An 18,838-nucleotide genomic window follows, 5' to 3' on the forward strand; every position below is an offset into this window, starting at 1 on the left:
TCAGGCGCGCACGTCTGCGTACCTGGTCGCAACGCGCGGCTGGTTGCCACCCGTGACCAGGGACGTCTCCGCGGCCAGCAGGGCGTCGAGGGCTGCGGTCTGGTCCTCCAGGCCGGGGGTACAGACGGTCTCGCCCAGGTGGAGCCCGGCGAGGCTGGCCGAGGCGACGTCCTCGGGGGTCATCGCCCAGGGGACGTCGTGACCGGCTCCCTGGTTCCACTCCGTGGCCACGACACCGGGGAGCAGGAGCTGCGTGCGGACGGGAGTGCCGGCGAGTTCGCCGGTCAGCGTCCGGGTGAAGGCGGCGGTGGCGGCCTTGGCGGCCGCGTAGAGGGTGCGCCGGGGTGCCCGCGCGTCGGCCAGGCCCGCACTGAAGGCGAGCAGGGAGGCCACGTTGATGATGGCGCCTTCGCCGGCTTCGAGCATCGCGGGAAGGGCCGCACGCACCAGCTGGACGGGGGCGACGGCGTTGAGGGTGAACAGGCGGTCGATGTCGGCCGGTTCGACGTCGACGAGCGGGGCGTAACCGCCGGCGCCCGCGTTGTTGACGAGCAGCCTGACGTCCCCGGCGGAGAGACGGTCGGTGACGGCGGTGATGCCGTCGCGGGTCATGAGGTCGGCCGGCAGCACCTCGACGGCCACGCCCCGGGAACGACGCAGCTCCTCGGCGAGCGCGTCGAGCCGGTCGGCCCGGCGGGCCACGAGCACCAGGTCGTGATCGTCGGCCAGCAGCCGAGCGAAGGAGGCGCCGATTCCGGAGGAGGCACCGGTGATGAGGGCGAGGGTGCGAGTCATGCCAGCAGTGTGCCCAGGCGTTGGGCCACTGTCAAACGCTTGATACCCATAAAGCCTCATCTAGCACCGCTTCGTGGCGGCACTCGCCGCGGTAGGCCTCAACCGGGCCCGGCTGCTCGCCTGCCCTCTGGCCGCGTTGCCCCTCGCGGGGGGCGGGATCGACCCTGGCGGTCGTCGGCCTGATGTGCCCCGGGGTGGCTCGCCGAGCAGGGGCGGTCGGGCCGGGCGGGGCTGGCGCTCGGGGCCGCGGCCGCGCTCAAGCGGACGGCGTGGCCCGCGCTGCCCGTGGCGCTGGCGCTGATCGCGGCCCGCCGGGGCGGTCGGCCCCGCGCTGCGGTACGCGGTCGTGGCCCTGCCCACCGCGACGGCGGCGGTGCTGCGCTTCACCCTCGCCGACCCCGCCGGCTTCTACCGGAGCGTCGTCGCCTTCCCGCTGGGCCTCACCGACATCGCCCCGCCGGCCGCGAGCCCGCTGCCCGGGTTGCTGCTCTCGACATACGTCCCCGGCGGCAGGGTGACCGCGCTGGCGCTCCTCGCGGTGAGTGCGCTGCTGATCGCCGTCTCGCTGATGGTGCGGCCGCCGGTGACGGCATGTGCGGCGGCCGTCCGGCTCGCGCTCGGTCTGGGCCTGGCGACGGCGCTGATGCCTTCCACCCGCTTCGGCTACCTGGTCCATCCGCTGACGCTCGGGGCGCTGGCGTACCGGACGCGGCAACGCGGCAGCACCACTGCCACCCCCGTCCCGTCACTCCTTCCGGGGAAGAGGTCGCCGTACGACGCACGGTGCCGGCCCTCGCACGCTGAGCGGTCGGCCCGTCCGTAGGCGTCGGCGGACGAGGCAGTACTCGTCAGCCGCCCCGAAGACCGACCGCCAGCGTCAGTTCGAGGACCCGGTGTGGCGATGCGAGATCCGGAAACAGCTCCCGCAGCTGCGACATCCGGTACCGGACCGTCTGGGGATGCACGAACAGCGCCGCCGCCACCTCGTCCCGTCTGCCCTGGTGCAGCAGCCACGCCCGCAGCGTCTCCTCCAGCCGCCGTGCGGTCGCGTCAGGCAAGGCCCGCAGCGGTGCGAGTGCTCGGGCCCGCAGGTCTGCGAAAGCGTCCACGTCGGCGCTCAGCACCAACTCGGGCAGGTGTTCCTCGGTGTCGCGGATGTCGGAGCAGAGGGAGCGCGCGCGTACGGCTCGTGCGTACGAGGCGGACGCACGGGTCCATGGGCGGGCCGGGCCGACCACGGCGGTGCGGTCGGTCAGTCGCCGCAGGAGATGTGGTCGGTCGGCGTCGGGGACGAGCAGCACACCGGTGGCGTCCGGCAGGTCGTCGAGGACGAGGGTGCTCGGGTCGAGCGCGCGGTACGCAGGCCGGGCCTGGGCGGCGGGCAGCAGGACCGCGGTCAGCGAGACCGGGGGCTGCCACCCGGCCCGTTGCGCGGAGGTCAGCAGCACGTCCGGGCTCGCGCCGGCGAGGAGGTCGCGGGCCAGGTGTTCCAGGTGGCGCTCGTGGTCCCTGCCCTGGGCGGCCAGTTCGTCGGCGTGGCCCGCGGCGCTCGCGGCGGAGAGCTCGTCGATGTATGCGAACGTCAGCTCGGCGAACTTGGCGACCTCGGCGGCGGGCAGGCCCGCGGGTACGGCGCCCGCTGCCAGGCATCGCCAGGCCACGCGGGCGCCGACGCGGTACGCGCTGAGCAGGGCGTCCATCGAACGGCCGTCGCGCACCTCGCCGCGGCCCAGCTCGTAGGCCGCGTCACCGGCGTCGCCGCCTGTGGCGTTCCCGCTCGCGAGGTCGAGGTAGTGCCCGAGGGCGGTGCGGACGGCTCGGCGGATGGTGCCGCCCATGTGGCCCGAAAGGGCGTTGGCGTAGGGAGGGACCTCGTCGATGATCGCCTGGACGACCTCGTCGGCGGTGGTCTTCAGCTCGGCCCGCAGTGCGGTGACCGTCGTCTCATCGAGAGCCAGTTCGCTGGCTCTCTGGATTGCTTGGCTCACGTTTTTGTTCCCTGCGAACAATTCAGTCGGCCAGATTTACGTCCTGCGGTCAGGACTTTACGCCCTGAGGCGCAGCAAGCTGGGGTCATGACGAGTGCAGCCCTCCGCAGCAGGGCGTGGAAACTGCTGGAGATGGTCACGACGCCGCTGCTGCCGTCGGACTACCTCGACCTGGTCAGCCCGCTGCGTGCGGGCGCCGACCTGCGTGGGCGCATCGAGGCCGTGCACCCCGAGACGGATGACGCCGCGACGGTGGTGATCAGGCCGGGACGGGGCTGGCGCGGCCACACGGCCGGTCAGTACGTGCGGGTCGGGGTCGACGTCGACGGGGTGCGCCTGTGGCGTGCCTACTCCATCACCTCGCCGACGAACCGCCGGGACGGCCGCGTCACGATCACCGTGAAGGCGATCCCGGACGGCAAGGTCAGCAACCACCTGGTGCGTAGGGCGAAACCCGGCACGCTGATCCAGCTCGACCAGGCGACCGGCGACTTCGTGCTGCCGCGGGCCAAGCCCGCCAAGGTGCTCTACCTGACGGCCGGCAGCGGCATCACGCCTGTGATGGGCATGCTGCGCGACACCGAGTTCGACGACGTCGTCATGGTCCACTGCGCGCCGCAACCGCGCGACGTGATCTTCCGCGAGGAGCTGCACGAGCTGGTCGCGGACAAGAAGCTGCGGCTCACCGAGGTGCACACCGACACGGACGGCATGCTCGACATCGCCCGTCTCAAGGAACTCGTGCCCGACTGGGCCGAGCGCGAGACCTGGGCGTGCGGGCCCGCGGGCCTGCTCGACGCCGCCGAGGAGCACTGGACCGGGCACGGCGTCCAGGAACGCCTGCACACCGAACGCTTCCGCCCCAGCATCGTCGTGGCCGGCGAAGGCGGCGAGGTCACGTTCAGCACCACCGGCAAGACCGTCGACGCGGACGGCGCCACGCCGTTGCTGGACGTCGGCGAGGAGGCCGGTGTGCTCATGCCCTCCGGGTGCCGCATGGGCATCTGCTTCGGCTGCATCACCCCGCTCAAGGCGGGCGCCGTCCGCGACCTGCGCACCGGCGAGATCACCGAGGCCGAGCCGGGCGTCCTCATCCAGACCTGCGTGTCCGCCGCGGCGGGCCCGTGCGACATCGAACGGTAGGAGCACCTTGACCGCCATCGACCCCACCGCCCACCTGACCGCGGAGCAGATCGAGGAACTCGGCCGCGAACTCGACGCGATCCGCGACGAGGTGATCGCCGGCCGCGGCGAGAAGGACGCCGCCTACATCCGCAAGGTCATCTCGGCGCAGCGCAAGCTGGAGCTGGTCAGCAGGGGCGTGCTGCTGTTCTCGCTCTTCCCGCCCGCGTGGGTGATCGGCACCGCCGGTCTGTCCGTGGCGAAGATCATGGACAACATGGAGATCGGCCACAACATCCTGCACGGCCAGTGGGACTGGATGCGGGACCCGAAGATCCACTCCACCACCTGGGAATGGGATCACGTCTCGCCGGCCGACCAGTGGAAGCACTCGCACAACGAGCTGCACCACACGTACACCAACGTGATCGGCAAGGACAACGACCTCGGCTACGGCATCATGCGCGTCGACGAGGACCAGAAGTGGCACCCGTTCCACCTCGGCCAGCCGCTCTGGAACTTCATCAACGCCTGCTTCTTCGAGTACGGCATCGCGGCCTACGACCTGGAGCTCGGCAAGAACCTGCACAAGCGCCGCCGCAAGAACCCGGAGTTCCGCGCGCGGGCCAGGGCCGTGGGCCGCAAGATCCGCAAGCAGGTGCTCAAGGACTACGTGATCCACCCGCTCCTGTCGGGCCCGTCGTTCCTCCCCACGCTCGCCGCCACGTTCACCGCGAACCTGGTCCGCAACCTCTGGTCCCACTCGGTGATCATGTGCGGGCACTTCCCCGAGGGCGTGCAGGTCTTCGAGCGCCGGTCGATCAAGGGCGAGACGCGCGGCCAGTGGTACCTGCGCCAGATGATGGGCTCGGCGAACATCAGCGGCAGCAAGGCCATGCACTTCATGACCGGCAACCTGTCCCACCAGATCGAGCACCACCTGTTCCCGGACCTGCCGAGCAACCGGTACGCCGAGGTCGCGGTGAAGGTGCGGGCACTGTTCGAGAAGTACGAGCTGGAGTACGTCACCGGGCCTCTGCCCAAGCAGGTGTTCTCGGCGTGGCGCAAGGTCTTCCGCCTCTCGCTGCCGAACAAGAAGCCCGCCGTCAAGACGCCGAACCGCGAGCAGGAGCTTGTCGCGGCCTGAGGTATCGGTGACGGGCTCCACACAGGACACGGACGTCCCGGGTCACCGAGACTGACGGCGAAGGTCCCATTCTCCCCCCGCCGATCCGCGGCGATATCCGGCCCGCACCGGACTGCGGCCAGCGGGGGTCCGGGGGGCGGCGACGGCCAATGCAGTTGCCCTCCGGCCGCCCCCTGGAGCTACTGTGCCGCCTCCCCCGGCTCCTACCGCCTCCCGCCGTGCGCGAGCGCGTGACCGGTCAGGTTGCGGCGTACGGGACACCTCGCACACCGCCGACGGCAGCGCGTACGGGGGGGCCGGGCCCGGTCCAGCGCTCTCTGGCTACAGGCACGCCGAAGGCACGGGCAGACGGGGTGGTGGTGCCGGAGGCCGGCCTCGCCGGCGTGTGTGTCTTCGACACCACGGTTGTCGGTGAGGGGAGTGCCGCGGCCAGTCAGCGAAACCTCTCGAACTTTCCTGACGGCGGCGCGCGAGGCCGGCAGAAGGCGCTGCCGGTCCGGGGCCTTGGGGGAGAAAAGCAGGTGCTGAACTCTGAGCCGCGCAGGCAGGATGCCAACATGTCCACGGAAGTCAGCGGGATCATCGAGTGCCGACCAGGTGCCCGCCTCTGGGGCCCCGACGACGAGGACTCCGTGTGGCACGCCGCCATCGACCTCTTCCTGCTCAACAACGGCAACGCCTACGACGCCCTTGCCTGCCTCTTCGGGATCCGCAACTCCTTCGGCTTCCGCCCCTTGGCCGAGGGCCGCGGCTTTCCGAGCGACGCATCCGAGGGGCTGCGAACCGAGTACGCCGCCTACCAAGGCTCGGCCGATACACATGGCACAACGCACATCACCTGGGCCGAACTCGCACGCGTCGACTGGCGGGAAACAGACACCTCCGGCTCAAGGAGCCGCGAATCGGTCGCCGGAGACGAAACGCACTGGGGGCCTGTCTGGAGCGTGATGCGCACACTCAGCGAACTGCACGGACCGGACCATGTGCGACTTGTTGCCTGGTTCCACTGAACCCACCTGCGCAGCGAGGCGCTGCTTGTCCGACGGAGGGCAGTCGTGACCGAACGGGACGTCATGCTCAACGAACTCGCGCAAGGGTTGCGCCCGATGTCACAGGGCATCGAATGGTTCAGCGCACTCGGCCCGGAGGAACAGTCTGAGGTGCTGTTGCTTCTGCGCCACCACTGTGTCCAGGCGCGCGCCGTCGCCGAGGACGCACCGGAGAGTATCCGCCGTGCCGGTCTGCGCCCGACGCACACACCTGCGGTTCTGATCGCACGCGGCCGAATCGAGCACCAGCTGGGGAAGATCGCCGCTCTCCTCCCCCTCGACGAACGCCGCAAGGCGTTCCGGCTGCTGGTCGCGGTACTGGCGATCGCCGACGGACGACGGCGCTCACCGCAGCAGCGGGCCGGTTATGGCTCCGCCCGCGAGGAGCCGGACGATGCCCAGCGACGGGATTATCAGCGCTGCCAGAGAAACGCGGCCTTGACGCAGGGGAGGCAGGTGAAGACGTAGCCACGGCCTCCGCCTCCGAAGTTCGCCGAGGTGGCGAAGTCTTGTCCCTCCTCCAGTTCCGCGGCGAATGTCATTCGGGCGCTGCAGGAAGGGCAGACGGGGGTCTCGTCGCCCTGGAGCCAGTCCGGTTCGCCGCCCAGTCGCCCCAGAACCCGTTCGAGGGCCGGTATGTCCTTGGGGTGCAGGCGAAGAGCGGTGACCGCACCGAGATCCGTTTCACCCTCGGCCGGAACGGTGGCCGGGGAGAGCCGCTCGCCGTCGAAAAGGAAGGCGGCATTGCCTCCGGCAGTGGCGCTCCAGTCGTCACACATACCCGGGTCGTTCTGGCAGAAGAACACCGCCGCCACGCCAAACGGCAGCGGCAGGTGCGCGAGGAACTGCATGGCCCCATCGCACTCGCGGCACAGGGGCCATTCGAAGCCCTCCGGAACGAGTGGGACGCCGCCGGTGCGAGGGACGGGCGCGTCGGCGGTGGTCTTCCCGTCCTGGATCAGCAGCATGCCGCCAGGTTACGTCCTGCTTCGAAGACCAGGACAAAGGGTCAGGAGCTTCCTCGTTCCTTCGTTCATCGGTTCGCCCCGGCAAGATCCGCCGGACAGTCCCGAGAGGGACCGCGAGCGTCACTTCCACAAGGTCTTGCCTGGATCATGCACCGCCCGAAGCGTGCGCACGGCGCGAGCGCCGCCGATATCGCCTGATCCAACCCAGTCTTGCCACAACTCGTAGCAGGTGCCCGAGCTCCGGCCGCACCTGATCGACGGATGCCTCACCGCCACAGGCGCGGCCATCAACCCACCGACTCCACCCTGAAGATCTCAGAAGCCCGAGATGAGCGCGAGCATCCTTGTCCGCGAGACCGGATGGGCCGGCAAGAACGCCCGTCCGAGCTCCCGTACTCGCTCCCTGGGGATCCTCATTCCGCGCTGCCAGCCGATCCTGGCCACGCGGAAGTCGCGACCGCCGGCCAGCTCGACGAGCTGATCGCCAGGCCCGCCGCCCCTCCCTCAATCCCCTTGCACAATGGTCAAGAATCGTTGACCATTGCTCGCATGCCTACCGAGGATCTTCCCGAGACGTTTCACGTCACCACGGACGACCAGCTGCGCGCCGTCTCCAATCTCACGCGCCACCGGATCATGGCCGTGCTCCGCTTCGAGCCGGCGACGATCACGCAGATCGCCGAACGGGTGGGCCTTGCGAAGGGGAGTTCCAGCTATCACGTGCGGCTGCTGGAGCGGGCCGGCTTGGTGAAGGTGGTGCGGACGCGGAAGGTGCGGGGCGTCACCGAGCGGTACTACGCGATGGCCGCACGGTCGATCGCGCTGCCGGATCCGGGCGAGGGAGGGCCGGATGTGCTGATGCGGCACGCGGTGGCGGACCTGGAGGCGTCGCCGGTGGACGGCGAGCGGCACGTACGGATGGCGCATCTGCGGCTCACCGAGGAGCAGTTCGCGCAGCTGGGGGCGCGGCTGGAGGCGCTGGCGGACGAGTACCGGGAGCTGTCCGATCCGTCACTGCCGGACGCGTCGCTCGTCTTCGCACTGTTCCACCCGGCATCCCGCCCTCAGGCCGACGGGGCCGCCAAGTGACTACCTCAGGCGTTCGGAAGTTACCGGCCGGGTTCGGACGGCTGTGGACTGCGCAGACGGTGTCCTCGCTCGGTGACGGGGTGTCGCATGCCGCGCTGCCGCTGATCGCTCTGACGTTGACGCGGGAGCCGATGGCGCTCGCCGTCGTCACGGCCGCCGGGACACTGCCGTGGCTGCTCTTCGGGGTGGTCGGCGGGGCGCTGGTGGACCGCTGGGACCGTCGGCGCACGATGTGGGTCGCGGACGCGGTGCGTGCGGTGCTGCTCGTGATACCGGCGGCAGCGGCCGCGCTCGACGCGCTGAGCATTCCGCTGCTCGCGGCCGTCGCCTTCCTGCTCGGCCTGGGCGGACTCTTCTTCGATACGGCCGCCACGGCCTATCTGCCGGATCTGCTCGGCCGCGGCCCCGCACTCCTGGAGCGCGCCAACTCCCGCTTGCGCGGCGCCCAGACCGCCATGTCCGGCTTCGCGGGTCCGCCTGCGGGCAGTGCGCTGCTCGCGCTCGGACGGGCGGTCCCGCTGATCGCCGACGCTGTGTCGTTCATGCTGTCCGCACTGCTCGTACGGTCGCTTCCTGCCCTTCCCCGGCCCGTGCCGGAGGTCCGCGAGTCATTGCTTCGTCAGGCGCGGGCGGGGGCCTCGTACGTCTTCCGGGACCGCGTGCTGCTCGGGCTGGCGCTCCGCCCGGCGGTCGGGAACGTCGCCTTCATCGCCGTGGAGACCGTCCTCGCCCTCTTCGCGCACGACCGCCTCGGCATCGACACCTACGGCTTCGGCCTGCTTCTCACGGCGGAGGCCACCGGCGGCCTGCTCGGTGCGGGCATCGCCTCCCACCTCGGCCGACGACTCGGCACCGGCACCGCACTGACCTGCACGGCCGCCGTCGAGGGGCTCGCCATCCTGGGACTGGCCTCTGCCTCGAACCCGTACGTGGCCGGGCCGGCGCTCGCCGTCTGCGGGGCCGCCATGGGCGCCACGATGGTGCTCGGGCCCTCCCTCCGGCAGGCGATGGTCCCGGCTCACCTCATGGGCCGGGTCGCCTCCACCTCCCGCATGCTGGCCATGTGCGCCGCGCCCATCGGGGCCTTCCTCGGCGGCTGGCTGGCCACCGCCTACAACCTCCGCACCCCGCTCTACGCAGCCGCCGCCCTCCTCCTGGCGATGACGGCCGTCACGGCATCCATGACCAGCAACCGCCGGGTCGAAGCAGCGCTGCGTGCCGCCGCACCGGCCGACGGCCCGGACCACCCGGCAGCCAACGATCCCACCCAGGTGACTGCGCCCAACTCGTTGTGACGAGGGCGCAGGCCCTGGCCGTGGCCGCCGGCACTGAACATCTGGCTCGCCGGCGGCGGCAAGTCGGCCTCCGCCCTCCGCGACGAGATCGACGAACTGCTCATCAAGCCCATCCGGTCGTCATCGGCACCCGACGTCCCGCTGTCCGAAGGCACGTTCGCCCTGACCGATTCCTGCCGACCGCGCGCCGCGACTCCGACCGCGGCGTCAGCGTCGTCACCTACACGAGGAAATGACATGAGAGCACTCGCCACCCCCTCACTGCTGGCGGCCACCGTGGCCACAGGGCTGATGGCCGGTCTTTTCGCCGCTTTCTCCTACGCCGTCATGCCCGGCCTGCATCGCAGTGACGACCGCACGTTCGTCACCGCGATGCAGCAGATCAACAAGGCGATCCTCAACGGATGGTTCATGACGTGCTTTTTAGGGGCGATCGTGGCGCTCGGCGTTGCCGCCGCCGCCCTTTGGACGCACGGCGACCGGAGGGCCTTCGCGTTCGTCGTCGCTGCCCTGGTGCTGTACCTGGCGATGTTCGTCATCACCGCGGCCGTCAATGTGCCGCTCAACGACAAGCTGGCCGCCGCCGGTCGGCCGGACCGCATCCGCGACATCGCCTCCGTGCGGGAGCATTTCGAACCCGGCTGGGTCGCCTGGAACATCGTCCGCGCCGTGGTCTCCACCGGCGCCTTCGGCTGCTTGGCCTGGGCCCTGGTCCTGCATGGTCGCTCCTCCCGCTGAGTGCGCTTGGCAGCAACTGAGCCCGGGACCTGAGCATTCCTACTCAGGCCTCGGGCCACCGTTCACGAAAGTCTGTAGGCATGAACACGCCTTACGCAGACCCCCGGCCCATCGTGCCGCGCGTATCCGGAGCGGCTGTCACCGGCGCGGTGCTGGCCTATGGTGCCTGCTGGTTCTTCGCTTGGGTCAACCATCACCAGGAACAGGCATGCGAGACGACGGACGGCTTCTGCTTCACCTGGTGGGGTTTGACCGTCGTCCCCCTCACGTTCACGACGGCACTGATCATTCTGATCGCCGTCTACAAGCGACTGGGCATCAGGCCAAGGATCGCGGTCATCCCGCCGACGCTCGTACTGGCGCCGATCCCCCTCGCCGCCGCGCAGACAAACGCCGGCTGGTGGGCTGCCGCCCTCACGGGCGGAGCGTGGGCGTCCCTTCTCGCGCTGGCCGCCTGGCGCCGCTACAGGATCCTGGGGCTCTCCGCCGCAGCCGCACTCCTTCTCGCATCCCTCGTCGTTCTGTACCGCTGATCAACTCCGAACACGGAAGGCCTCGCTGAGGGTGTGAGACACCGGTTGCGCACGCCGTCAGCTCGGGCGGATTCCGCCGGCGAGGTCGTCGCGCCGCGGTGTCACCCGCCCTGCCCGGGGTCGAGCACGGCCTGGATGGCCGGGGCGAGCCCGCTTTCGATGTCGTCCGGTGTCAGGGTGGTCACTGCCGGGAGGCGCAGCAGATAGCGGGTGAGCCCGAGGCCGAGGAGTTGCGCGGAGACCAGGCCCGCGCGCTGTGCGGCGACTTCCGGGCCCAGGGCGGCGGCAAGCGTCGGGGCGACCTGCGCCGCGAAGATCTCGTGCATGCGCGCCGCGGCCTGCTCGTTGGTGACCGCCGAACGCATCAGGACGAGCAGCGCGTCGTCGGCCGGGTCGCCCTCCCAGCGTTCGAGGAAGTGCCGCACCAGGAATTGGGCGAGCTTGTCCGCCGGGACGCCCGTGAGGTCGGGCAGGCGCAGGTCGATGGCGAGTGTCGCGTCGAAGAGCTGGGCCTTGTTCCCGAAGTAGCGCATGACCATCGAGGGGTCGATGCCGGCGTCGGAGGCCACGGCTCGGATGGTGGTGCGCTCGTAGCCCTGGGCTGCGAACCGTTCGCGTGCGGCGCGCAGGATCGCGGCCTTGGTGCGATCCGAGCGCCTGTCGGTACTGGTGACCTCGCCGGGTTGCGTCATGCCAACGACTGTAGGCCAACGTGTGTTGACTTTCCAGCGCGAGGTCGCGCATCATGTCAACGAACGTTGGCCAACAGTCGTTGGCAAACAACTGTTGACTCGCCTCTTGGAGGAAAGCGACATGAACACCACCACACTCCCCGACCGGACGGAGGTCGCCATCGTGGGCGGCGGCCCGACCGGGCTCGCGCTCGCCGTCACGCTCGCTTCGGCCGGCATCGACTTCGCCGTCCTGGACCGGCTGGCCGAGGGGGCGAACACCTCGCGTGCCGCCGTCGTCCACGCCCGCACCCTGGAGGTCCTGGACGAGCTGGGAGCCTCCGAGTCGCTGATCGCGCTAGGCCTCCAGGTCACCCGGTTCGCCGTCCGCGACGGCGCCCGCAGACTGCTCACCGTGCCGTTCGACAGGCTGCCCACGCCCCACCCGTACACGCTCATGGTCCCTCAGTACGAGACCGAAAACGTGCTGCTGCACCGGCTGCGCGCGCTCGGCGGGGACGTGCACCGCCCCTACGAGGTCGCCTCCGTCGTCCAGGACGAGGACGGCGTGACACTCACCATGACGACCGGCCGAACGCTGCGCGCCGCGTACGCCGTCGGCGCCGACGGCATGCACAGCACCGTGCGCCAAGCGGCGGGCATCGGTTTCACCGGCAACGCCTACGCCGAGTCCTTCGTCCTCGCCGACGTGGTGATGGACTGGGCCCCGGGTCCCGCCGAAGTCTCGCTCACCTTCGACACCGCGGGCCTCACCGTCGTCGCCCCGCTCCCGGGCGGCCACTACCGGGTCGTCGCCACCGTGGACGACGCGCCCGCCGCACCGGACCTCGCCTTCGTCCAGAAGCTGCTCGACGAGCGCGCCCCCGGCCAGGCCAAGGTGACCCGGCTGGCGTGGTCGTCACGGTTCCGGGTGCACCACCGGGTCGCCGACCGCTACCGGGCGGGACGCCTGCTGCTGGCCGGTGACGCCGCCCATGTCCACAGCCCCGCCGGCGGGCAGGGGATGAACACCGGCATCCAGGACGGCTACGCCCTGGGCCGGGCGTTCGCCGACGGGCAGCTCGACGGTTACGAGGCGCAACGCCGTCCCGTCGCCCAGCGCGTGGTCGCCTTCACGCACCGGATGACCCGCGTGGCGACCACGCGCAACCCTGTGGCACGCGGGGCACGCAACATGGTGCTTCCCCTGCTCGGCCGCACAGCCCTGCCCCGGAAACTCGCCACCGAACTCGCCGAACTCAACTACCGGTAGCCCATGCGTTGTTCAGGCTGCCGCTCCTCGAAGATCAGCACGTCGTGACCGGTGTCCCAGAGCAGGATCAGCAGTGCGCGTACGGACGCCTGGTCGACGTTCTCGACGATCAGTACGGTGCCGTCCGCGCCGGGCGTCGACACATGGTCGAACCTGGTCCGGATCACGTCCAGCAGGGTGCGGGAGACCGGTCTGCGCAGCGTCGGTCAGTAACGGGGGCGGATGGCGACATCAGCGCAAGTGGAGCCGCGGCTCCTGGCCGACGAGGTGAAGCCATCGGTACCGGCGAGCGCGCCTTCGGTGCAGAACGGGCGTGCAGCGCCGTCTGGACTCAGAGGACGGGATCATCGAACTGCTCGAAAAGAACCTCGGCCGGTGTGCTGGCCTCGGCGGTGGACGGGCCGCCGCCAAGAGGTTGTTCGGCCCAGATGACCTTGCCACCGGATGTGTACCGCGTTCCCCATCGCTGAGCGTGCTGGGCCACAAGGAACAGCCCCCGCCCACCCTCGTCCGTGGTGGCCGCCCTGCGAAGACGCGGCGAGACACTGCTGCCGTCCGACACCTCGCAGGTCAAAGAGCGCCCGTGCAGGAGTCGTACCCTGATCGGTGGTGATCCGTACCGGATCGCGTTCGTGACCAACTCGCTGATGATCAGTTCCGTGTTGAACTCGATCTCCTCCTCCTTCCACTCACGCAACTTCTCCCTGCAGTGCGCCCGAACCGAGGCGACCGCCGCAGGGTCCGGCTGCACGTCCCACTCCGCCACGCCCGGCGGCGGGAACATCCGGGTACGCGCGATCAGCAGTGCGATGTCATCGGAGGGGTGTCTCGGCACCATCGCATCGACTACTGCCTGACAGGTCTCCTCGGGCGTGCGTTCCGCCCCGGCTCGCTCCAACGTCCGACGCAGCCCGGTCAGCCCGACGTCGATGTCGCGGGTGCGGTCCTGCACCAGCCCGTCGGTGTACAGCACCAGTCGTGAGTCCTCGGGCAGGTGCAGTTCACGGGTTTCGAAGGGGTAGCCACCCAGTCCGAGTGGGGGAGATGCCGGCACGTCCGCACAGGTGACGGTCCCGTCGGGGTGCACCACTACCAGGTCGGGGTGTCCGGCACGGGCCGCCGTGCACGCTCCTGCTATCGGGTCGTAGATCGCGTACAGACACGTCGCTCCCGTCACCCACTGCCCCTCGTGCGCTTCCGTGGCCTCGCCGGTTCTCTCCTCGTCGTCCATACGCACGACCAGGTCGTCCAAGTACCCGAGCGCCTCGTCCACGGGGAGGTCCAGCGCGGAGAGGTTCTGTACGGCGGTGCGCAGCCGCCCCATCGTCGCCGCGGCGTGCAGTCCGTGACCGACGACGTCACCGATCACCAGCGCCACCCGCCCGCCCGGCAGCGCGATGAGATCGAACCAGTCCCCGCCCACCCCTGCCTCCGCCGGCAGATACCGCCAGGCCACCGCCAGCGCATCCTGCTCCGGCTGCCCCCGCGGCAGCAGACTCCGCTGCAACGTCACCGCCATCGTGTGCTCGCGGGTGAACCGTCGCGCGTTGTCGATGGCCACTGCCGCCCGCGCGGCCAACTCCTCCGAGAAGGACAGGTCCTCCTGCTCGAACGCCGGCGAGTCCCCCATCCGGTAGAAGTTCGCCACGCCCAGCGGAACACCTCGCGCCTGCAGGGGCACGGACACCAGCGAATGCACCCCCAGCTCCAGCGCCCCGCGCGTGCGGACCGGGTTCTGCTCCTGCCACGCCCGCGCGTGTCGCAGGTCCGCCTCCAGCACCGCCAGGCCCCGTTCCAACGCCCGCATCTGCGGCGTCGCCGGGTAAAGCGGGACCTTTTCGCCCACCGGGTACAGCGGCAGAGCCTGCTGCTCGCCGCTGATTGCCGCACGCCGCAGCTGTCGCCACTTCTCCGCCGTCGGCTCATCGCCTTCCAGCACCGCATCCAGCAGATCGACCGTGACGACGTCGGCGAACCGCGGTACCGCCACCTGAGCCAGGTCCTGAGCCGTACTCACCACATCCAGCTTCGTCCCGATCCGCACCCCCGACTCATAGAGCAGATCCAGCCGCCACCGGGCCGCCTTCGCCCGCCCCGACACCACCGCGAGTTCCGTGGTGTCCCGCAACGTCACCACGCTGCCTCCTCGGGCCCGGTGCGGGAACGTGGGCCGCTTGTTCACCGCCAGCAACCGGCCCTCCACCACGTACACCTCGTCCGTGACCGCCTCCCCCGACGCCAGCATGCGCGTGATCTCCACCGGCAGATCCAGCTCCCGCACATGCCGTCCCTCCACGTCCACCGGCAGATTCAGCAGCCGCTTCGCCTCATCGTTGGCCAGCAGCAACCGTCCGTCGTCGGTGATCAGCACCCCTTCCCGCACCGCGTGCAGGACCGCGTCGTGGTGCTCGTACATGCGCGTGATCTCGGCCGGGCCCAGGCCATGGGTTTCCCGCTGCAGCCGCCGGGACACCAGAACCGTCCCGCCGGCAGCCAGAGCCAGCGCGGCCGCACCGGTGCCCAAGGTGATCGGCAGCTGCGGCACCCACAGTCTCGCCACGTTCCTGACCGTGATCCCGGCGGACACCAGGCCGACGACCTCGCCGCCGGCATCGGTCACGGGGACCACTGCCTGGACGGCCGTTCCCCGACCCGCCGGCAGGGGCGGCCCGCCCGCCTCCTCGACGGTGGTGCGGCCTTCCAGCGACGGTTGAATGGTGCCGACGAACTTCTTCCCGATCTCTTCCGGGTACGGGTATGTATAGCGAATCCCGTTGGTGTCCATGACGACGATGAAGTCCACTCCCACCTTCTTGCGAGCCGCTTCCGCACGCGGCTGCAGCACCGCCGTCGGGTTGGGGCTGCGCAGCGCCTCGGCGACGCCCGGGGCTCCCGCGAACGCCTGGGCCGCGACGACCGATTCCCGACGCCCATGCTGCAGCGCGTCACGGGCCGCCTGAAGCACGACAGAGATCACCCCGGCCGCGACCAGCAGCACGACGATCAGGATCTCGATGAGGAACACCCGCCCGGCGATGCTGCGCGGGTTCAGCAGGGACTCGCGACGATTACGCGGCTGCCCGGCAAACGGATGGCGCGACCGCTTCCGACGTCGCCGGGAAGGTCCCTTCGCGATTGCGTTCATGGCGTCCGCTCCGGTTCGGCGAGACATCACCAGCCTATGCGCGCGTAGGCACGCCCGTCGCTACGGTGCTGGGACGGCTCGCCTGCGTCGCCCGCGAATGGTCTGCATCGCAGCCGCCGACTTCTCGCACCCCGACTGCGTGGCTGTGCAGTGGCTGCCCGAACGGATCGACCTGGTGCGCTACCCGGATACAGTCGCCCTGGAGGAGGGCTTCACGAGGGACATGGGCAGAGCCGAATCGGACTCCCCACGTGCCCGATGCCGCGCCAGTAAGTGCAGGCCATGAAAAACGTAGAGCGCACCGCGGTGCCGGCGAGCCCGGCTCACCACAAGCGGGCCTGGGGGCGTACTCGACGCGGAGGTACTTGGCGTTTCGTTCGCCGTAGGCGGCGCGGAGGACAGGTTCGGCGGCGCCCGGGTCGTCCAAGCCGACCGCGATGAGGCCGGTGCCGTCGAGGCCGAGCTCACGCATGGTGAAGGTACCGTCCCAGCGGGTCATGTCCTCGCTGACGCGGTCGAGGAGGGCGTAGAGATCCTTCTCGTTGATGTCGCGGTCGTGGAGGCGTACGGTCACGCCCTTCTCGGCGGCCTCGCAGACCGCGGTGTCGAAGGGCCATGCGTCCCTCCGGTTCTGCGCCCCAGGTGCGGTCGCCCGGGTGGGGACCGCGATCGGTACTGAGACGGCCGAGAAGGGCGCGGCGTTCGGCCGGTGGTCCGGAGATCTCCACGCCTTCCCCGCTCTCACCCCTTCCGTCGCGTTCCAAAGGTCGTGCGGGGGTTGCGCCTCTTCAGCCTCGCGCCCCTCCGTGGGTCGCGGGCAGCCGGGGTCAGGCGCCAGTATCCGTACGGGTTGTGGAAGAAGTCGTCGTCCTCGAACCGTTCGCACTCCACACGGTTCATGATCCAGCGCGTGGCGTCCTGCGCGATGCGGAAGCCCTCGCCGTTCTGGACGCCGTGGTCCGGCTGCTCGGTCAGCAGGTAGTACGACGCGATCTCCATGGTGGTCACCCACTCCGACAGCAGCTCCGGCTCGGGCGTCGCGGTGCTTCCGGGGGCCAGCTCCACGTCGGCCTCGCCCAGGAGGTGCATGCCGCAGCTGTAGTAGACCTCCCCGTCGTGGATCACCGGCACGACCCACGCCCGGATGAGGGCGCCGACCAGGTCGTCAGCGGTCTCGGCGGCCGCCGCCTCGCTCGCGAGGGCCAGCCACCGCTCCCGACCGCAGGCCACCCCGCTGGACTCGTTCTTCACCGCGGTGGCTCCATTGGCCAGCAGGGCCGCGGTGACGGCCAGCGCCCGGCGGGACACGTCGAGGCCGGTGGCCTGGGAGACCGGCGGTGACAAGACATAGGCGACCGAGTCGTGCGCGTCCACCGCGGCCCAGTCGTCGTCGCAGAACGCGTCGACGCCGGTGGCCCGGCGGGAAGCCACCGCGACGTCGAACGCGTCACGCATCCGGGGGTCAGGCTCCCGCTGGAGCTCGTCGAGCGTGAAGTCCCCCGCGCCCGCCTCCTCGACCACCCGGCGGATGACATCGGGATCCAGGCCCACACCGACCGCGCACAGCACGTGCCTCGGCGTCACACCGGACGCCGGGACCACGAAGCGCGTGCCCTCGATGACGTGTCCTTGCCACACCTTGCTCATCTGCTCAGCATCGCAGATGTGCGTACGACGTTGTGATCTCTGTGGCACCAACAGGCTTTGTCGAGCAGCCCGTTCACGCGGTTCCCCTCGTCCCCGGGAAGGGTTGTCCTGGCCGTTGCAGGACCACAGGACGAGCTTCGGGCCGTTGGCGTGGTCCGCGTTGTAGGCGTCCAGGCAGAGACCGGAGCTGACGTTGACGATCGTGCCGTCGCTGTCCACGTTCCATCGGTGCAGCGTGTAGCTCATGGAAGGGCCCAGGCCTGAGCATCAGCCAACTCCCCCGATGCAGAGCGCCGTTCGAACCCCGCTGACTGCCAACTCACCACGCTGGAAAACCTCTACCACCACGCGAGCGCGACCGCATCGCCCTTCCGTCAAAGATCAGGACAGCGAGTCAATGATCCGCAGGCCCTGACTTTCCGGCATTGGGCTCATAGGCCAGGTGGAAACCCCGTCCCCAGCCGCACCCGCTCCCGCCTCTCCTCCTCGGCGGGCGTCAGCTCGCCCCCATTGCACGTACCGCGCACAGTCGTACCCTGGGAAAAGACCATGGTTTTCTGTTCTGGCGGCCACTGTTCACAGCTGTTCACAGCGGCGGTTGCTGATGGGGAAGGAACAAGGAATGTTGTCGATCTGGACGGCCGCATCAGCCGTTGAGTAAGGCAGCCAAAACCGCCACGGTCAAGGTGGGCGATCACATAGGCGATCACATAACTGTGTTCCGGCCCCAGCTCCCATAGCAGTCCATGCAAGTGCGTGGATCTCGTTCATATGGTTCAGCGCGCTGCATCGACCGCTCTGATTTGGCAAGGGACCCAACTTATGGGGAACTCTTACGACGTCCTGACCACTGATCCGGGGGACTCCCTGGCCACTCTCGCCGAATGCGAGCAACGCTTCGCGGGAGTGCTGGCCGACATCGTGGGCACCGATCACGTATCGGTCGACAGTCACTTCTTCGACGACCTCGGCGCCGACTCGATGCTCATGGCCCGATTCTGCGCCCGAATACGCAAGCAAGCCGACCTGCCCTCGGTATCCATGCCGGACGTCTACAAAAACCCGACGATCCGAAAGCTCGCAGCCGCCCTCACCAACGATGCCCTCACCGCTGACCCGAGGGACAACACGGCCACCCTCGCCAAATGCGAGCAAAGCTTCGCCGGAGTACTGGCCGACATCGTCGGCACCGACCACGTATCGGTCGACAGTCACTTCTTCGACGACCTCGGCGCCGACTCGATGCTCATGGCCCGATTCTGCGCCCGAATACGCAAGCAGCCCGACCTGCCCTCGGTATCCATGCCGGACGTCTACAAAAACCCGACGATCCGAAAGCTCGCAGCCGCCCTCACCAACGATGCCCTCACCGCTGACC

General features: G+C 69.7%; 18 protein-coding genes and 1 pseudogene. 11 read left to right on the forward strand and 8 right to left on the reverse strand.

Features of this window, described 5'->3' with window-relative positions; translation table 11 throughout:
- Entirely contained in the window at nucleotides 1-795 is a 795-nt protein-coding gene (locus ACFYXA_RS10740; protein ID WP_389030737.1) for an SDR family NAD(P)-dependent oxidoreductase, read from the reverse strand.
- Nucleotides 796-1,141: 346 nt separating this feature from the next.
- Between ACFYXA_RS10740 and ACFYXA_RS10745 the strand changes: the two genes are divergently transcribed.
- On the forward strand, nucleotides 1,142-1,618 hold the full coding sequence (locus ACFYXA_RS10745; protein WP_389030740.1) for a hypothetical protein: 477 nt from the start codon (nucleotides 1,142-1,144) through the stop codon (nucleotides 1,616-1,618).
- 25 nt (nucleotides 1,619-1,643) lie between these two features.
- Here the strand turns inward: ACFYXA_RS10745 and ACFYXA_RS10750 are convergent, their stop codons facing one another.
- Nucleotides 1,644-2,783, reverse strand: a complete 1,140-nt coding sequence (locus ACFYXA_RS10750; protein WP_389030743.1) for a PucR family transcriptional regulator — start codon at nucleotides 2,781-2,783, stop codon at nucleotides 1,644-1,646.
- An 87-nt stretch (nucleotides 2,784-2,870) separates the two neighbouring features.
- On the opposite strand from ACFYXA_RS10750, the gene ACFYXA_RS10755 reads away from it, so the two are divergent.
- The 4 genes from ACFYXA_RS10755 to ACFYXA_RS10770 all read left to right on the forward strand — a co-directional run bounded on the left by ACFYXA_RS10755 (nucleotide 2,871) and on the right by ACFYXA_RS10770 (nucleotide 6,569).
- Nucleotides 2,871-3,926 carry a ferredoxin reductase gene (locus ACFYXA_RS10755; protein WP_389030746.1) on the forward strand — a complete coding sequence of 352 codons (1,056 nt, stop codon included), beginning with the start codon at nucleotides 2,871-2,873 and terminating at the stop codon, nucleotides 3,924-3,926.
- Between the two features lie 7 nt (nucleotides 3,927-3,933).
- Nucleotides 3,934-5,052, forward strand: a complete 1,119-nt coding sequence (locus ACFYXA_RS10760) for an acyl-CoA desaturase (protein ID WP_351088866.1) — start codon at nucleotides 3,934-3,936, stop codon at nucleotides 5,050-5,052.
- A gap of 353 nt (nucleotides 5,053-5,405) precedes the next feature.
- On the forward strand, nucleotides 5,406-6,062 hold the full coding sequence (locus ACFYXA_RS10765) for a hypothetical protein (RefSeq protein ID WP_389030750.1): 657 nt from the start codon (nucleotides 5,406-5,408) through the stop codon (nucleotides 6,060-6,062).
- 45 nt (nucleotides 6,063-6,107) lie between these two features.
- Nucleotides 6,108-6,569: a DUF5958 family protein gene (locus tag ACFYXA_RS10770; RefSeq protein ID WP_389030753.1), complete on the forward strand. Its 462-nt coding sequence runs from the start codon at nucleotides 6,108-6,110 to the stop codon at nucleotides 6,567-6,569.
- Here the strand turns inward: ACFYXA_RS10770 and ACFYXA_RS10775 are convergent.
- Nucleotides 6,515-7,069 (reverse strand): hypothetical protein, encoded by a 555-nt coding sequence (locus ACFYXA_RS10775; RefSeq protein WP_389030756.1) that lies wholly within the window; start codon nucleotides 7,067-7,069, stop codon nucleotides 6,515-6,517. The genes ACFYXA_RS10770 and ACFYXA_RS10775 overlap by 55 nt on opposite strands.
- Nucleotides 7,070-7,618: 549 nt before the next feature.
- On the opposite strand from ACFYXA_RS10775, the gene ACFYXA_RS10780 reads away from it, so the two are divergent.
- The 4 genes from ACFYXA_RS10780 to ACFYXA_RS10795 all read left to right on the forward strand — a co-directional run bounded on the left by ACFYXA_RS10780 (nucleotide 7,619) and on the right by ACFYXA_RS10795 (nucleotide 10,724).
- Nucleotides 7,619-8,158, forward strand: a complete 540-nt coding sequence (locus tag ACFYXA_RS10780; protein WP_389030759.1) for an ArsR/SmtB family transcription factor — start codon at nucleotides 7,619-7,621, stop codon at nucleotides 8,156-8,158.
- Nucleotides 8,155-9,453, forward strand: a complete 1,299-nt coding sequence (locus ACFYXA_RS10785) for an MFS transporter (protein WP_389030762.1) — start codon at nucleotides 8,155-8,157, stop codon at nucleotides 9,451-9,453. The genes ACFYXA_RS10780 and ACFYXA_RS10785 overlap by 4 nt, the downstream gene beginning before the upstream one ends.
- 237 nt (nucleotides 9,454-9,690) lie before the next feature.
- Complete coding sequence (locus ACFYXA_RS10790; RefSeq protein ID WP_389030765.1) at nucleotides 9,691-10,191, forward strand: DUF1772 domain-containing protein; 501 nt, start codon at nucleotides 9,691-9,693, stop codon at nucleotides 10,189-10,191.
- Between the two features lie 80 nt (nucleotides 10,192-10,271).
- The gene (locus ACFYXA_RS10795) at nucleotides 10,272-10,724 is read left to right on the forward strand and encodes a hypothetical protein (RefSeq protein WP_389030768.1); all 453 of its coding nucleotides are present in this window, start codon (nucleotides 10,272-10,274) and stop codon (nucleotides 10,722-10,724) included.
- A gap of 101 nt (nucleotides 10,725-10,825) precedes the next feature.
- Here ACFYXA_RS10795 and ACFYXA_RS10800 read toward each other — a convergent pair whose 3' ends face one another.
- Complete coding sequence (locus tag ACFYXA_RS10800) at nucleotides 10,826-11,416, reverse strand: TetR family transcriptional regulator (RefSeq protein WP_389030771.1); 591 nt, start codon at nucleotides 11,414-11,416, stop codon at nucleotides 10,826-10,828.
- Between the two features lie 121 nt (nucleotides 11,417-11,537).
- Between ACFYXA_RS10800 and ACFYXA_RS10805 the strand changes: the two genes are divergently transcribed.
- Nucleotides 11,538-12,668 (forward strand): FAD-dependent oxidoreductase, encoded by a 1,131-nt coding sequence (locus ACFYXA_RS10805; RefSeq protein ID WP_389030774.1) that lies wholly within the window; start codon nucleotides 11,538-11,540, stop codon nucleotides 12,666-12,668.
- Here the strand turns inward: ACFYXA_RS10805 and ACFYXA_RS10810 are convergent.
- The 4 genes and pseudogenes from ACFYXA_RS10810 to ACFYXA_RS10825 all read right to left on the reverse strand — a co-directional run.
- Nucleotides 12,659-12,835: a hypothetical protein gene (locus ACFYXA_RS10810; RefSeq protein ID WP_389030777.1), complete on the reverse strand. Its 177-nt coding sequence runs from the start codon at nucleotides 12,833-12,835 to the stop codon at nucleotides 12,659-12,661. The two genes, ACFYXA_RS10805 and ACFYXA_RS10810, sit on opposite strands and share 10 nt — an antisense overlap.
- Before the next feature lie 164 nt (nucleotides 12,836-12,999).
- A complete protein-coding gene (locus ACFYXA_RS10815) occupies nucleotides 13,000-15,813 on the reverse strand; it encodes a SpoIIE family protein phosphatase (protein WP_389030780.1) in 2,814 nt (937 codons plus the stop codon).
- Between the two features lie 34 nt (nucleotides 15,814-15,847).
- Nucleotides 15,848-16,387, reverse strand: coding sequence for a hypothetical protein (locus ACFYXA_RS10820; RefSeq protein WP_389030783.1), 540 nt, complete (start codon nucleotides 16,385-16,387; stop codon nucleotides 15,848-15,850).
- A 1,175-nt stretch (nucleotides 16,388-17,562) separates the two neighbouring features.
- Nucleotides 17,563-17,688: pseudogene (locus ACFYXA_RS10825) on the reverse strand (ricin-type beta-trefoil lectin domain protein); the annotation flags it as partial.
- Between the two features lie 594 nt (nucleotides 17,689-18,282).
- Here ACFYXA_RS10825 and ACFYXA_RS10830 point away from each other — a divergent pair.
- Nucleotides 18,283-18,838, forward strand: a 556-nt coding sequence (locus ACFYXA_RS10830) for an acyl carrier protein (RefSeq protein ID WP_389030785.1), incomplete at its 3' end; no start/stop codon positions are given.

The organism is Streptomyces sp. NPDC002566, from assembly GCF_042889585.1.
Classification (GTDB): Bacteria; Actinomycetota; Actinomycetes; order Streptomycetales; family Streptomycetaceae; genus Streptomyces.